12 protein-coding genes are annotated in these 13,816 nt (G+C 73.6%); 5 read left to right on the forward strand and 7 right to left on the reverse strand.

All coding sequences use genetic code 11. The features are described 5' to 3' along the window. Positions 1-110 precede the first annotated feature (110 nt). From QHG49_RS25650 to QHG49_RS25660, 3 genes are read right to left on the reverse strand one after another with little or no spacing between them, the layout of a single operon-like run. Entirely contained in the window at positions 111-740 is a 630-nt protein-coding gene (locus QHG49_RS25650; protein ID WP_145484913.1) for a TetR/AcrR family transcriptional regulator, read from the reverse strand. A gap of 47 nt (positions 741-787) precedes the next feature. Next, entirely contained in the window at positions 788-2,878 is a 2,091-nt protein-coding gene (locus QHG49_RS25655; protein ID WP_159700648.1) for a YhgE/Pip domain-containing protein, read from the reverse strand. Continuing rightward, entirely contained in the window at positions 2,865-3,671 is an 807-nt protein-coding gene (locus tag QHG49_RS25660) for an ATP-binding cassette domain-containing protein (RefSeq protein ID WP_301491520.1), read from the reverse strand. Before QHG49_RS25660 ends, QHG49_RS25655 begins: the two co-directional genes overlap by 14 nt. Positions 3,672-3,834: 163 nt before the next feature. Between QHG49_RS25660 and QHG49_RS25665 the strand changes: the two genes are divergently transcribed. The 3 genes from QHG49_RS25665 (at position 3,835) to QHG49_RS25675 (ending at position 6,042) form a co-directional block, all read left to right on the forward strand. After that, positions 3,835-4,419, forward strand: a complete 585-nt coding sequence (locus QHG49_RS25665) for an SAV_6107 family HEPN domain-containing protein (protein WP_159700642.1) — start codon at positions 3,835-3,837, stop codon at positions 4,417-4,419. Between the two features lie 135 nt (positions 4,420-4,554). Then, positions 4,555-5,382 (forward strand): bifunctional 2-polyprenyl-6-hydroxyphenol methylase/3-demethylubiquinol 3-O-methyltransferase UbiG, encoded by an 828-nt coding sequence (locus QHG49_RS25670; protein WP_167532190.1) that lies wholly within the window; start codon positions 4,555-4,557, stop codon positions 5,380-5,382. A 276-nt stretch (positions 5,383-5,658) separates the two neighbouring features. After that, positions 5,659-6,042 carry a DUF3040 domain-containing protein gene (locus QHG49_RS25675; protein ID WP_145484909.1) on the forward strand — a complete coding sequence of 128 codons (384 nt, stop codon included), beginning with the start codon at positions 5,659-5,661 and terminating at the stop codon, positions 6,040-6,042. Between the two features lie 186 nt (positions 6,043-6,228). Here QHG49_RS25675 and QHG49_RS25680 read toward each other — a convergent pair whose 3' ends face one another. The 4 genes from QHG49_RS25680 to QHG49_RS25695 all read right to left on the reverse strand — a co-directional run bounded on the left by QHG49_RS25680 (position 6,229) and on the right by QHG49_RS25695 (position 11,826). After that, entirely contained in the window at positions 6,229-8,607 is a 2,379-nt protein-coding gene (locus QHG49_RS25680; protein WP_301491521.1) for a DUF3488 and transglutaminase-like domain-containing protein, read from the reverse strand. Beyond that, complete coding sequence (locus QHG49_RS25685; protein ID WP_201300543.1) at positions 8,604-9,965, reverse strand: DUF58 domain-containing protein; 1,362 nt, start codon at positions 9,963-9,965, stop codon at positions 8,604-8,606. The genes QHG49_RS25680 and QHG49_RS25685 overlap by 4 nt, the downstream gene beginning before the upstream one ends. Beyond that, positions 9,965-11,005: a MoxR family ATPase gene (locus QHG49_RS25690; protein ID WP_145484906.1), complete on the reverse strand. Its 1,041-nt coding sequence runs from the start codon at positions 11,003-11,005 to the stop codon at positions 9,965-9,967. Before QHG49_RS25690 ends, QHG49_RS25685 begins: the two co-directional genes overlap by 1 nt. A gap of 272 nt (positions 11,006-11,277) precedes the next feature. Next, positions 11,278-11,826: a carbonic anhydrase gene (locus QHG49_RS25695; RefSeq protein ID WP_145484905.1), complete on the reverse strand. Its 549-nt coding sequence runs from the start codon at positions 11,824-11,826 to the stop codon at positions 11,278-11,280. A gap of 418 nt (positions 11,827-12,244) precedes the next feature. Between QHG49_RS25695 and rsmH the strand changes: the two genes are divergently transcribed. Together rsmH and QHG49_RS25705 are read left to right on the forward strand one after the other, a co-directional pair. Next, positions 12,245-13,201 (forward strand): 16S rRNA (cytosine(1402)-N(4))-methyltransferase RsmH, encoded by a 957-nt coding sequence (rsmH, locus tag QHG49_RS25700; protein ID WP_301491522.1) that lies wholly within the window; start codon positions 12,245-12,247, stop codon positions 13,199-13,201. A gap of 57 nt (positions 13,202-13,258) precedes the next feature. Then, on the forward strand, positions 13,259-13,813 hold the full coding sequence (locus QHG49_RS25705; protein WP_145484903.1) for a septum formation initiator family protein: 555 nt from the start codon (positions 13,259-13,261) through the stop codon (positions 13,811-13,813). Positions 13,814-13,816 lie beyond the last annotated feature (3 nt).

Here is a 13,816-nt window from a genome sequence, read left to right on the forward strand (position 1 = left end):
AGAGGTACGGGGGAGCGCGAAGGCGCCGGTCCTGACGCGGACCGGCGCCTTCCGTGTGCCGTTCGGCGGTGTCCGGCCGCCCGATGGCTCTGCCCCGGTCGCCCGGTGGCTCAGACCCGGCCGCTGACCCGGCCCTGGAGCAGCCGGGACAGGGCCGCGTGCACATCGTCCAGGGAGCGCTGCGGCTGGAAGGACTTCCAGTCGAGCGCGGCCACCAGGACCATGCCGACCAGGGCCGCCGACGTCAGCTGGACGTCGATCTCCTCGCTGAACTCGCCGCCCGCCACGCCCTCGCGCAGCACGCCCTCGACCACGGCGACGGCCTCCTGGCGCACCACCATCAGCGTGGACTGCCAGGCCCGGTTGGTGCGCCACAGCTCGGCCACGTACAGCTGGGTGAAGGCCGGGTAGCGGTCGATGAAGACCAGGCCGGCGCGGACCATCGCGTCCAGCGCGTCCACCCTGCTGCCGCCCTCGTGCGCGGTCTGTTCCGCGGCCTCCTTCAGGGAGGCGGTGAGCAGGCTGACCCCGTGCCGCAGCAGCTCCTCGAAGAGGACCGACTTGCTCGCGAAGTTGTAGTAGACGGTGCCCTTGGCGACCCCCGCCCGCTCGGCGATCTCGTCCACGGTGGTCGCGGAGAAGCCCTGCTCGGCGATGAGCGTGACGGCCGCCTCGTAGAGCTTCTGCCGGGTCGCCTCCCGGCGCGTGCTGCCGCCGGACCTGGCGCTGCTGCGTTCCATGGCACCGATTCTCACAGGTACCCGGGCCGTCCGGGCCGGTCCGGGGCTCACAGGCTCAGCTCCGGGTGCAGCCGGTCCAGCGTCCACACCTGCCGCTTGCGGGCCGCGAGCGCGGTCAGCGCGAGGGCGCCCACGGTGAACGCGGTCAGCACCGCGCACGCCTGCCACACCGGGCCCAGCCCGCCGCCGGTGATCAGCCGGCGCAGCGCCGACACGACGTAACTCATCGGCAGATACGGGTGGATGGCGTTGAAGAAGTACGGGCTGGTCTGCACCGGATAGGTGCCGCCCGCCGAGGTCAGCTGGAGCATCAGCAGGGCGAGGACCAGGATCCGGCCGGCCGCGCCGAAGCGGGCGTTGAGCCACTGCACGATCGCCGCGAAGCACGCGGCGACCAGGAACAGGAAGCCGATCGTGCCGGCGGCCCGCAGCATCTGGAGCCCGATCGCCCAGTGCAGTACGGCCATCAGCGCGACCACCTGGAGCACGCCCAGCGCGACCACCGGCAGCCATCCGGCGAACGCGATCCGCCACGGTGGTGAACCGGCCGCCAGGGCACGCCGGTTGAGCGGCGGGATCAGCATGTAGGCGACCATCGCGCCCACCCACAGGGACAGCGGGATGAAGTACGGGGCGAACCCGGTGCCGTAGTTGGGCGCCTTGTGCAGATCGTGGGAGGCCAGCTGGACCGGGTCGGCCATGACGCCGGTGCGCCGGTCGCGGTCGTGCTTGTCGTAGTCGGGGATCTTCTTGGCGCCGCTGTGCAGCCCGCCGGCGAGCTTCTCCGAACCGTCGGACAGCTTGTACAGGCCGCCGTCGAGGGTCTGGGCGCCGGTCTTGGCGGTGCCGATGCCCGCGTCCAGGGTGGTGGCGCCCTTGTTGGCGGTGGCCAGGCCGGTGTGCAGCTTCTTGGCGCCGTCGGCGACCTTCTGCGCGCCGGCGTTCAGCTTGTCGATCTTCTTGACGGCGTCGCTGACGTCCTCGTACAGGTGCGGCGCGCTCTTCTGGAGGGCGGTCGCCTGCTTCTGGAGGATGCCCAGGTTGTCCCGCATGGTCGTCAGGTCGCCGTTCTGGTCGGCGATCAGGGTGCTGAGGTCGTCGGCGACGCCGGACACGTCCGCGGCGGCCTGCTTCGCCTTCTTGAGCTGCGGGCAGGCCGGGTCGGGGACGGGGGTGGCGGCGGTCTCGCAGCGCTCCTTGTAGATGTCCGCGAGGGCGGCGGCGGACAGGTGCGCGGCCTTCGCGGCCAGGGGCGCGTGTTTCACCAGGACGTCGAGGTTGTCCTGGACCGTCCTGGCCGAGTCGGCGACCAAACCTGCGGTGTCCCCGATGGTCTTCTCGTTGTCCTTCAGGAACGGGCCCGCCTCGGCGTAGACGCCGTCGACCTTGTCGGCGAGCGCCTGGGTGCCGTCGGCGACCTGCCGGGAGCCCTGCTGGAGGTCGCCGGAGCCCGTGTCCAGCTTCTTGATGCCCTTGGCGAGCTTCCCGCTGCCGCTCTTGGCGTCCACGAGCCCGTCGGCGAGGTCCTTGGACCCCTTCTCGGCCTTCCCCAGGCCGGTGTTCAGCTTGTCGGCGCCCTTGGCGGCCGTGACCGTCTTGTCGTGGATGTCGGAGAACGAGATGAAGATCTTGTCCAGGAAGGACCGCGACGCCTTGCTGGACGCGGCCGAGCGCACCTCGTTGAAGACCGTGCGGGATATCTGCCCGACGATGTAGTTGTTCGCGTCGTTGCTGCGCACCTGGAGGGCGCCGGTCTCCGGGTCGCCGCCGGAGCTGGAGGCGATGCGCCGGCTGAAGTCGCCCGGCATGGTGAGCGACAGGTAGTACGTGCCGTTCTCCACGCCCTTGCGGGCCTCGGCGTCGCTGACCTCGTGCCAGTCGAAGGTCTTGCTGTCGCGCAGCCGGGACGCGAGGTCGTCGCCCGCGGTGATCTTCTTGCCGCCCGCGGTGGCGCCCTTGTCGTCGTTGACCAGGGCCACCGGGATGCGGTCCAGGCGGCCGTACGGGTTCCAGAAGGACCACAGGTACAGGCCGCCGTAGAGCAGCGGCAGCACGAGCAGGGCGACGAGGGCGGCGCGCGGGAGCCTGCCGCGTCCGAAGCGCCGCAGTTCCAGGGCGGCGAGCCTAGGCGAGCGCATCGGCGTCCTCCTCGGTGCGGCGGTCGGCCTTCCGGCTCCCGGCGCCGTCGTCCGTCTCGGCCGTCTCCTCCGTGCCGCCCGTCTCCTCCGTGCCGTCCGTGTCGTCCGTCCGGCTCGTGGACACGGTGACACAGCCCTCGGGGGCGTTGCGGCACACCGCCAGGACCGTCGTCCCCGCGCCCGCCAGGGTGCCCAACAGGTCCCACACCTCGGCGCGTTCGGCCTCCGACAGCTTGGTGTCGAGGTCGTCCACGCCCAGCAGCCGGGGCCGGCCGATGAGCGCCAGGGCGACCGACAGGCGCAGCTCCTGCACCCGCTCCAGGTCGCGTACGGCCGTCCGGGAGCCCTTGGGCAGCGACTCCAGGTCGAGTCCGGCCGCGGCGAGTGCCTCGTCCACGCGCAGCCGTGCCTCGTGCGAGCGCCCGGCCCGCGGGTGCAGCAGCTCGCGCAGGGAGTCGCCGAACCGGTGCTGGAGCAGGGCGCGTTCGCGCAGGTGCTCGCCGACGGTCAGGGCGGGTTCCAGATCCGTCACCCCGGGCACGTTGGCGAGCGCGCTGAAGCGGCGCACGGCCGCCAGGTGCCGGGGAAGTGTGGATCCGCCGACAGTGGCTACTCCCTCGGTGGACTTCATCCGTCCGGTGAGCGCGAGCAGCAGACACGTACGGCCGGAGCCGGACGGTCCCTCGATCGCGATCAGCGAGCTGGGTGCCGCGTCGAGGGTGACGCCCCGAAAGGCCCACCCCCGTGGTCCCTTGAGCCCGAGGTCCTCGGCCGTGACGTGCGCGCCGTCCACAAGCCCCCCTGCGGTTCGGTATTTTTAAACTGACTGGTCAGTATAAAACTATGCCCATCGTCGCGTGAAGTAAAAGTCCAGGTCAGGTCGGATTGTCAGTGGCATACCTCACGATGGGTACAGACGGCACCCGTGCTGTCACCCAGACGACAGGAGGTTCGTCATGGCCCACTCGTCCGCAGCCGCCGCACCCCGGCGCCGCGCCCTCGGCCCTGCCCCCTCACTGACCAGCGCCGTCCCCTCCGCGACCGGCCCGGCGAGCGATGTGCACCCCGTGGTCCGGCAGGCCACGGCCCCGCCCGCCGCCCTCGACCTGCTCACCCAGGCCCGCGCCGGCCTCTCGGAGGCCACCACCCTGGAAGCGCCGAACGAGCGCTATGCGGCGGCCCACCTCGCCGCCCTGCGCACCGCCGCCGCCGTGCTCGCCGCCCGCGGCCGGCCCGAGACCTCCCCGCGCCGCCGCGCCCGGATCCGCAGCGCCTGGGAGGTGCTGCCCGAGATCGCCCCCGAACTGGCCGAGTGGAGCGCCCTCTTCGCCTCCGGCGCCGCCCGCCGGGCCCGCGCCGAGGCCGGCATCCGGGGCGCCGCGAGCCGGCGGGACGCCGACGACCTGGTCCGGGACGTGGCGGTGTTCCTGCGCCTCGTGGAGCGGATGCTCGTCCTCCAGCCGGTCCTGCCCCGGCCCCGCCAGGACGCCGGGGAGCCCGGCGCTCCGGGGGCCCGCGGTGACCTACCGGATGCCGGCTGAGCACGGGTGGTGCGCCCGGCGTCCGCCGAGCGAGACGGACGCCGGGCGCGGCCCCCGCGATGACCAGGCGGAGCGCCGGAGGCAATAGGGTGGAGACGTCTGAAAGACGTCCAGCCTGCCGAGGAGCCAACTGCCGTGTCGGACCCGATGCGCCCGCCCGTCTCCCCTCACCACCCGCATACGGCCTCGCTGCGCTCCGACCGCTCCGGCACCCGCGCCTCGCTGCGGACCGCCGTGGTCTCGGAGGTCCTCCAGGACGCCCTCGACCGGCGGGTCAAGGCGACGGGGCGGGACGCGCTGGACGTCCTCGACACCGGGGGCGGCAGCGGCAACTTCGCGGTGCCCCTCGCCCGCGCCGGCCACCGTGTGACCGTGGTCGACCCCAGCCCCAACGCGCTGTTCGCGCTGGAGCGCCGGGCCGCCGAGGCCGGTGTCGCCGACCGGGTCAAGGGCGTGCAGGGCGACGCCCACGGCCTGTTCGACGTGGTCGAGCGCGGCGGCTACGACGCGGTGCTGTGCCACGGCGTCCTGGAGTACATGGAAGACCCGGCCGAGGGCCTGCGCAACGCGGTCGCGGCCCTGCGCCCCGAGGGCGTCCTCAGCGTGCTGGCCGCGGGCCTCGGCGGCGCGGTGCTCGCCCGCGCCCTCGCCGGCCACTTCACCGACGCCCGGCAGGCCCTCCAGGACCCCGACGGCCGCTGGGGCCCCGGCGACCCGATGCCGCGCCGCTTCACCGCCGAGCAGCTGACCGCGCTGGTCGAGGGCGTGGGCCTGCGGGTCGGCGCGGTGCACGGCGTGCGGGTCTTCGCCGACCTGGTGCCCGGCGTCCTGGTGGACACCGAGCCCGCCGCGCTGGACGCGCTGCTGCGGCTGGAGGCGGCCGCGGCCGAGCTGCCCGCGTTCCACTCCGTGGCCACCCAGCTGCACGTGCTCGGCGAGACGCCGGCCGCCACCGAGGTCTGAGCACGCGGCCGACCCGCCGCTGATCAGGGCATCGGCGGCGGATGGAGTACAGCACAAGCCCCCCGATCGAGGGGTTTGCGCCGTATGATCGAGGTACACCACCCGGCATGACGGGTCGGCCGCCGGGGAATGGAAGCATCGGCGAGCCGGGACGGCCATGGCGGGACCCCGGTTGGTCAATTGGCGCAGAGGGGCGGGTTTCACGGGGGCGATTCCCTGCCTATCCTGAAGGGACCCCCCGGGTCGCCCCGGCGACCGCACGATGAGGAGGACTCCGTGCCGCTCTCGGAGCACGAGCAGCGCATGCTCGAGCAAATGGAGCGAGCGCTGTACGCCGAAGATCCCAAGTTCGCGTCAGCGCTTGAGGGAAGCGGGCTGCGTACGTACACCCGGCGGCGGGTCTACCAGGCGGTCGCGGGCTTCCTCGTCGGTATCGCGCTCCTCATGGCCGGAATGGTCGCCCAGTTGATCTGGGTCAGCGTCGTAGGTTTTCTCGTCATGCTCGGCTGCGCGGTACTCGCGGTCACGGGCTGGCGCAAGGCGCCCAAACCGGGGGAACAACCCGCGGGCGCGGTTCGGCGCCCGATGCGGGCCAGGCGGTCCATGATGGATCGCATCGAGGAGCGGTGGCAAAGACGGCGGGACGAACAGGGACGGTAGCGCTCCGCTGCTTCGGCCGGGCTGCCTGAGCTTTTCCCAGGGGTGATCACCAGGACCGGTGGTCACCCCTCGGCTTTGTCTCCCGCTGTGCTGCCGCCCTGCCGCCCTGCCGTCGTCGGCTGGCGCGCCGTGGTGGCTGGTCGCGCAGTTCCCCGCGCCCCTGACAGGGCGCGGGGGTGCGCGTGGCTAACGCTCCGAGGAGCGCGGGCGCCGGATCACCGGCCGGGCCGCCGTCGCCCGGGTGCGGAGCGTCGACCAGCGGGCCGAGAACGCCCACAGGACACGGACCGCCGAGCGGGGCAGGAGGCGGGCGCGCAGACGGGCCTTGCGGGAGGCCGTGCCGTGGAGGGCCGCCGCCGCTTGGCGTACATCGTCGGCCACGCCCGGGGCGGGACGCGGCCGGGGGGCGTACAGGACCTGTTCCAGGGCGCCGGCCACGCGGTGGACCGCGGCGCCGGCCGGTCCGTCGAGACGGCCCAGGCGGATGATCCGGTCGGCCGCGCCCCGCGGGGTCAGCGACTCGTCCGGCGGGATGCCCAGGTCCCACGCGCTGTCGGTCAGCTCCTGCCACGCGGCCAGCGTGTGCGCCGCCGCCCCCTCGTCGGTGCGGGCATGCCCACCGAGCCGCACCGACCGCATCCGGGATCGCCACAGCAGCGGCGAGAGCGGCACGGCCAGCACCACCAGTACGGCCGGCACGGTCAGCGCGAACCACCACGGGCCCGGGCCGCTGCCGCCTCCGGCCGGGACCGCCGCCGCCGACGGCGTGTCGCACGCCCCCGGACCGCCCGCGCAGTCGGCACCGTCCGACGGGGCCGCCGACGGCTTCGAGGAGCCGTTCTTGGACGGCAGCGACTGGTCCGGCTGTGAGGTGCCGGGCGCCACCGGCTGGGTGTACGACGGCACCACGCCCCGCGTCGGCGTCGGCTCGAACCGGGTCCAGCCCACGCCCTGGAAGTACAGCTCGGGCCAGGCGTGCGCGTCCTTCAGGCTCACCGTCACCGAACCGTCCGCCTGCGGGGTGCCGGGCGCGAAGCCCACCGCGACCCGGGCCGGGATGCCGAGGGTGCGGGCCATCGCCGCCATCGCGAAGGAGAAGTGGACGCAGAACCCCTGTTTCTTCCTCAGGAAGTTCGCTATGGCGTCCGGACCGCTGCCGACCGCCACCTGGGTGTCGTACTGGAAACCGCCGTCGGTGGAGAACCAGTCCTGGAGCCGGACGGCCTCCTCGTAGTGGTTCTTCGCGCCCGCCGTGACCTCCCGGGCGGTCCGCGCCACCACCTTCGGCAGGGTGCCGGGCACCTCGGTGTACTCGCGCCGCAGCGCGGCCGGCGGCTCCGGCGCGGTCGCCAGCTGCCCCGCGGTCGGCCGCACGTCCAGGCTGGTCACCTGGTACGTCGTACCGCGCGTGGTCTGGCCGTGGTCGCCCACCAGGGTCATGCCGACCGGTTCGTACCGCCAGCTGCCGTCGATCCGCACCTTGCTCGGCGGGTAGGGCATCGGCAGCCAGTCCTGCGCGTACCAGTCCGCCGCCTTGACGGTGGTCCGCACGGTGTCCCGCCGGACGTCCGCACCCAGCCCGGACGGCGCCGGGAACGTGCTCGGCACGCCCACGATGTGCCGCTGCGCCGGCTTCCAGGTGGTGCCGTCGAATTCGTCCAGGGAGACGATGCGCAGATACAGGTCCGAGAGGTCGGGGCTGCTGGAGCGCACGGACAGCACCGTGCGGTCGTCGGTGGTGTTCAGACTGTCGCGCAGCGACACCAGCGGGTTGACCGCGGAGATGGTGCCGCCGCGGCCGGGGCCCGCGCCCACTCCCGCGCCGTCCGCGGCCAGCAGGCCGCCCCGCATCGCGGGCAGCACGAGCGGCACCACCAGGGCCACCCCGAGGGCGACCGCGCCGATCCGCCGCCCGGTGCGCACCGGGGCGACCGTGCCCCCGTCCGGGGGGCCGCCCTGGGCGCGGGGCGCGGCGCCGAAGACACGGCCCCACTGTGCGAGGCGGTCCCGGCCCTCGGCGAGCAGCAGCATCAGATAGCCGCCCGCCGCCACCAGGAACCACAGCCAGTCCGGACCGCCCTGGGACAGTCCGGCGGCCACCGAGTACAGCGCGAGCAGTGGCAGCCCGGCGGGCGCGGCGCTGCGGAAGGTCACCGCGAGGGTGTCCACCAGCAGGCCGATCAGCAGCACACCGCCGATCAGCATCAGCCGGATGCCGTCGGTGAGCGGCGCCGGTATCGCGTACTGGCTCACGTCCTGCCCGCCCTGCCGCAGCAGCTCGGAGAGGTACGAGAAGGTGTCGGGGCCGGGGATCACCCCGGCGATCGCGTGCCCGCGGGCGAAGACCAGGGTGAGCAGCACCAGCGTGGCCACCGCCTGCACCACCACGGTCAGCGGCCGGCCGAGCGGCACCCGCCGCGCCGCCGCGCCCACCCCGCTCTGCACGACCACCAGCGGCACCAGCTCCAGCAGCCAGGACGGCCCGTTCACCAGCGGCAGCAGCGCGCACGAGGCCATCAAGGTGGCCGCCGCCGCGCACAGCGCCAGGCGCGCCCGCCCGCTCATGCCCGTGCCTCCCCCGCCACCGCGGCCAGGCCCGAGCGCTCACGGTCCGCCCGCTGCCACAGCTCGTCGAGGGCGGCACCGCGCGGCACCTCGACCACCGTCCAGCCCGCCTCGCGCAGCAGGTGCAGCCGGTCCGTGCGCGGGTCCTCGGGGTGCGGGGGCTCGGACGGGTCGCGGGTCCAGGTGGCCGGGTCCAGGACGAAGGCGACGGCGCCGCCACCGCGTCGGCTCATCCCGGCGACCGTGGTGGCCTGCTCCTCGTCCAGGTCGCCGAGGAAGGCGATCAGCAGGCCCTCGCCGCCGCCGCGCAGCGCGTCATGGGCCCGCGAGAGGTCCTCGCCGCCGGAGTGGTCGATCACCGCGAGGGTGTCCAGGATCAGCCCGGCCGCGTCCGCGGACTCCTGGCCGCCGCCCGCGAAACCGTCGGCGCTCTCACCGGGCACCGCGCTGCCGGTGTCGGTCAGCAGCCGTACCGAGAAGCCGCGTTCGAGCAGGTGCACCAGCGTGGAGGCGGCGCCGGAGACGGCCCACTCGAAGGCCGAGTCGGGGCCCGCGCCCTCGTAGGCGCCGCCGCGGGTGTCCAGCAGGACGGTGCAGCGGGCGCGCCGGGGCTGTTCCTCGCGGCGCACCATCAGCTCGCCGTAGCGCGCGGTGGAGCGCCAGTGCACGCGGCGCAGATCGTCGCCGTACCGGTAGCCGCGCGGGATCACGTCGTCCTCGCCCGCCAGGGCCGGTGCGCGCCGGTGCCCGTCGCCGTAGCCCTTGGCCTCGCCGGCGAACCGGGTCGGGGCCAGCGGGGTCACCCGGGGGATGACGGTGAGGGTGTCGGACTCCGCGAAGGAGCGGGTCAGTTCGCACATCCCGAAGGGGTCGGTGAGCCGCAGCTGGAGCGGGCCGAGCGGATAGCGGCCGCGCAGGTCCGAGCGGACCCGGTAGGACACCTCGCGCCGGCCGCCCGGCTCCATCCGGTCCAGCACGAACCGGGGCCGGGGCCCGAGCACATAGGGCACCCGGTCCTGGAGCATCAGCAGCCCGGTGGGCAGCCGGGAGACGTTGTCCATCCGCAGCCGGACCCGGGCCTCGCCGCCGGCCGGGACGCGCTCGGGGGACAGCGCCCGGGTGCCGGACACCCGGTAGCGGGTGCGGTGGAGCACGGCCGCGCAGGTCAGCGGCAGCGCGGCCAGCAGCAGGCCGACGCGCAGCAGTTCGCTCTGGCCGAGCACATAGGCGCAGATCGCGGCGGCGATCCCGGCCGCCAGGAAGGAGCGGCCGCGGGTGGTCAGACCGGCCAGCGCGGTGCGGATCCCGCCCGCCTCCACGCGCCCGGCCGCCGCCCGCTCCGTCCCCCCGGCGCTCATCACAGACCCCGCGGGGGCTGCTGGGGACAGGCGGGCACGCCGCGGCCGATGCCGTCGAGCCCGCCGCGCGCGCCCGGGGCGGCGGGCACCGGGGTGCGCTGGAGGATCTCCTGCACCACCTGCTCCGCGCCGCGGCGGTTGAGCTGGGCCTGGGCGGTGGGCAGCAGCCGGTGCGCGAGGACGGCCACGGCGAGTTCCCGGACGTCGTCCGGCAGCGCGAACTCCCGGCCGGCCAGGGCGGCGGACGCCTTCGCGGCGCGCAGCAGATGCAGAGTGGCGCGCGGTGAGGCGCCGAGTCTGAGATCGGGGTGGACACGGGTGGCGGCGACCAGTTCCACCGCGTACCGGCGCACCGGTTCGGCGACGTGCACCCCGCGCACCGCGTCGATCAGCTTCACGATCTCGTGCGCGTGCGCCACCGGCTGGAGGTCGTCCAGCGGGTTGGCCCCGCCGTGCACGTCCAGCATCCGCAGCTCGGCCTCCGCGCTCGGGTAGCCGACGGAGACACGGGCCATGAAGCGGTCGCGCTGGGCCTCGGGCAGCGGGTAGGTGCCCTCCATCTCGACCGGGTTCTGGGTGGCCACCACCATGAAGGGGCTGGGCAGTTCATAGGACTGCCCGTCGATGGTGACCTGGCGCTCCTCCATGGACTCCAGCAGCGCCGACTGGGTCTTGGGCGAGGCGCGGTTGATCTCGTCGCCGATCACGATCTGCGCGAAGACCGCGCCCGGCTTGAACTCGAAGTCGCGGCGCTGCTGGTCCCAGATGGAGACACCGGTGATGTCCGAGGGCAGCAGGTCGGGCGTGAACTGGATGCGCCGCACCGCGCAGTCGATGGACCGCGCCAGCGCCTTGGCGAGCATCGTCTTGCCCACGCCGGGAACGTCCTCGATCAGCAGATGGCCCTCGGCGAGCAGCACGGTCAGCGCGAGCCGTACGACCTCGGGCTTGCCCTCGATCACGCCTTCCACCGAGCCGCGCACCCGCTCCACCGTGGCACTCAGATCGCTGAGGTTGTCTCGACCGTCATAGGTCGTCACCCGGCCCTCCTCGGCCCGTTCTTCCCGGGCCGGCACGCGTGATCACGGCCGGCCCACCCCGAAACACGGACACCACGCGGAAATGGTTCCGCGCGATGTCGCACACCGCATTCTTGCTGCCGTTACCGATTCGTGTCACCGCCTGTGGACAACTGCCCGCACGATGTCGGTCGTACGGCCCTTTCGGCCAGGCTTTCGATACGTTTCGGCGGGTATTGCGCCGGGGGCGGAAGCTCGGAACGGAAAGTGCCCCGGGGTGGCCGGGGCGCCGGTCAGGCCGGGTCCACCTCGCGCAGCGCGCCGGTGCGCACGTCGAAGACGAAGCCGCGCACGTCCTCGGTGCTCAGCAGGAACGGCGAGGTGCGCACCCGCTGCATCGACTGCCGTACGTCCTGGTCGACGTCGCGGAAGGACTCCACCGCCCACGCCGGGCGCTGGCCGACCTCCATCTCCAGGTCGTGCCGGAACTCCTCGGTGATGGTCTCCATGCCGCAGCCGGTGTGGTGGATGAGCACCACGCTGCGGGTGCCCAGCGCCCGCTGGCTGATGGTCAGGGAGCGGATGACGTCGTCGGTGACGACCCCGCCCGCGTTGCGGATGGTGTGACAGTCGCCCAGCTCCAGACCGAGGGCGGCGTGCAGGTCGAGACGGGCGTCCATGCACGCCACGATCGCGACCTTGAGCACGGGCCGGGCGTCCATGCCCGGATCGGCGAACTGGGCGGCGTACCGCTGGTTGGCCTCCACCAGGCGGTCGGTCACCGCGCCACCGCCGCTTATGGCGCCTTCGGATCCAGTGGGAACTGCTGCAGAAGTCGACATACTCATGACGTTACTGGTCACTCAAGGACGTGGCCCGCTGTGAGAGCGGACAAAGAACGTCATCGTGGCTTGTTGTGAGCTACCCCATACGGACGGCAAACCAGGGCCGGAAGGGTGAATCTGTTCGAAAGGCGGCGTCCGTGCGGAGGCGGTGCGCGACGCGCAGGCCGGTTGATTGACCGTGAGACACCGTGGACTAAAGTGACGCGAAGCGGGAGGCGTGTTCCTCCCCGCTGGTGAAACCCCGGAGACCCGGCACCCGCCCGGATCCGTCTCCCCGCGTGCGCGGCGCGTACGTACGGCCCGGCCTCCTCCCGCTCCCCGGTCGGCTGACGCTTCCGGCGCCGGCCGCCCCCCTGTTCCTGAGCTGGCGGGGGCCCGCGGTGCGCACGGCGCCTCGCCGGAATGAGAGGCCCCCTTGAGCCAGAGTCGACACGTCCCGGTGATGCTCCAGCGGTGCCTGGACCTGCTGGCACCCGCCCTGGAGCGCCCGGGAGCGGTGGTCGTCGACTGCACCCTGGGCCTCGGCGGGCACAGCGAGGCGCTGCTGGCCCGGTTCCCCGAGGCCCGTCTGATCGGCCTCGACCGGGACAAGGAGGCGCTGCGCCTGTCGGGGGAGCGCCTCGCGCCCTTCGGCGAGCGGGCCACCCTGGTGCACGCCGTCTACGACGAACTGCCCGACGTCCTGGAGCGGCTGGACGTCCCGCGCGTCCAGGGCGTCCTGTTCGACCTCGGCGTCTCCTCCATGCAGCTGGACGAGGCCGGCCGCGGCTTCGCCTACGCCCAGGACGCGCCACTCGACATGCGCATGGACCAGACGACCGGCATGAGCGCCGCCGAGGTCCTCAACACCTACCCGGCGGGCGAACTGGTGCGCATCCTGCGCGCGTACGGCGAGGAGAAGCAGGCCAAGCGGATCGTCGGGGCGATCGTGCGCGAGCGCGAGAAGGAGCCGTTCAGCAACAGCGCCCGTCTGGTGGAACTGATCCGCGACGCGCTGCCGCAGGCCGCCAAGCGCACCGGCGGCAACCCGGCCAAGCGCACCTTCCAGGCGCTGCGCATCGAGGTCAACGGCGAACTGTCGGTCCTGGAGCGGGCGATCCCGGCCGCCGTGCGGGCCCTCGCCGTCGGCGGGCGGGTCGCCGTGCTGTCGTACCACTCGCTGGAGGACCGGCTGGTCAAACAGGTGTTCGCGGCGGGTGCGGCGAACACCGCGCCGCCCGGACTGCCGGTGGTGCCCGAGCGCTACCAGCCGCGGCTCAAGCTGCTCACCCGTGGTGCCGAACTTCCCACCGAGGAAGAGATCGCCGAGAACCGCCGGGCCGCCCCCGCCAGGCTGCGGGGTGCCGAGCGCATCAGGGAGGACGCCGAGTGAGCCGGACGGGTGGGCTGGTCCCCGGGACCCCGGTCCCCGGAACCCACTGGGGGAGCGGTGCCTAGGAAACCCGAACTGAAGGGGCGGGCCGCGCGGCTCGCCCGGCTCTTCCCGGCCGGCCGCGCCAAGGCCGCCCGCACCCCGTTCGTCCTCCTCGTCGTCCTGCTCCTCGGCGGCGGCCTCATCGGGCTGCTGGTGCTGAACTCCGCTCTGAGCGAGGGTTCGTTCAAACTCGCCGATCTCCAGAAGCGGACCCAGAACCTCACCGACGAGGAACAGGCCCTCCAGCGGGACATCGACACCTACTCGTCCCCCGACGCCCTGGAGCGCCGGGCCCACGAACTCGGCATGGTCCCCGGCGGCGACCCCGCCTTCCTCGACCCGAACGGCACGGTCAAGGGCGTACCCGGCGCCGCCTCCCCCGAGGCGGCCGCATTCGAAGGCCCGCCCGCCCCCGAGTCCCTGGAGCTCACCCCGCCGCCCGGCCTCCCGGCCGGCCCCGCCCCGGCGACCGGGGCGCGGAGCCCGGTACCCCCCGGCGGCGCCGCCCCCGCGGCCCCGGCCGCCGCCGGCACCCCCCAGTCCGCTCCCACCCCGACCCCCGGCAGGTGACGG

The organism is Streptomyces sp. WP-1 (genome assembly GCF_030450125.1).
GTDB classification, from domain to species: Bacteria; Actinomycetota; Actinomycetes; order Streptomycetales; family Streptomycetaceae; genus Streptomyces; species Streptomyces incarnatus.